Annotated in this window: 1 protein-coding gene and 1 pseudogene; both read right to left on the bottom strand. The window is 51.6% G+C overall.

The features are described 5' to 3' along the window. Positions 1-2 precede the first annotated feature (2 nt). Positions 3-674 carry a VirB6/TrbL-like conjugal transfer protein, CD1112 family gene (locus tag GPK90_RS15050; RefSeq protein WP_215703347.1) on the bottom strand — a complete coding sequence of 224 codons (672 nt, stop codon included), beginning with the start codon at positions 672-674 and terminating at the stop codon, positions 3-5. Positions 675-713: 39 nt separating this feature from the next. Then, positions 714-809, bottom strand: a pseudogene (locus GPK90_RS19180) (Maff2 family mobile element protein); the annotation flags it as partial. Positions 810-883 lie beyond the last annotated feature (74 nt).

The raw sequence follows: 883 nt of genomic DNA, 5'->3' as shown, positions 1-883 counted from the left end.
CTTTACCGGCTTGCTAAAGCCGGGTTCCCAAAATGCCCGCACACCGCCTTTGGATGAAAAGCGGCGCTTCTGGACGCGCAGTAAATCTCAATCATGCGCCCGTAGAGAATGACCGTAATGAGGATCGCCATGATTTTGAGGCACAGGCTGATCAGGAGCGTTTCTATCGACAGTCCGAGCAGTTCTCCGACGCCCATGTTCTCCATGCCGGTACGCATCTGCGCAATCGTCGCGTCAATGTCAATGCTCGTGTTGCCGTGGATGACTCCTGCTGCGCCGGAAACCACGTTCTGCCCGATGTCGAATACTGCCATCACGATGTCAAACGTATGCGTCACGAGGTAGATCGCCACAGCCGCCTTGAAAAACCACTTGAAGAACATCCATGTGTCCATGTCATGAAGGTTGTTTTTCTCGGTGATCATGGAAATCAGCTCGTAGCACAAAACGAAGGTGATGATGATACCAGCGATGGGGACTATCACGTTTTCGGATAGTCCCCGGATCATCTGGTACACGCCGCCATTCCAGCCGGACGGTGTTTGCCCAACTTCGGCTGCAATCGTTCCTACCTTCTCGTTGACATCGGTGAACATATTGGTCAGGTTGCTCTCGATCCATCCGATCAGCATATCCTTGAGAGCCTGTTCGATCTTTTCTAAAATGCTGCCCAATATTTCACCACCCTTCGGTTAAGCTGGGCTTGCCGTGGATTAGCCGAACAAACCGGAGAGCAGGGGAATGAGGGTCGTGCCGATCAGCACCACACCGCCGCCAGCCATGAGCTGCTTGATACCCTGAGATTTTGCTTATGTGTGATAAAGAAGTAATAGAAGTGTAAAAAATTTTGCCGTTCCTATCCGGCACATGAGGTATGTCGGAT

This window comes from Clostridium sp. MCC344, from assembly GCF_018785365.1.
Lineage (GTDB): Bacteria > Bacillota > Clostridia > Lachnospirales > Lachnospiraceae > Pilosibacter.
Note: the sequence above shows the minus strand (reverse complement) of the source record. Positions and strands in the feature narration are given on the sequence as shown.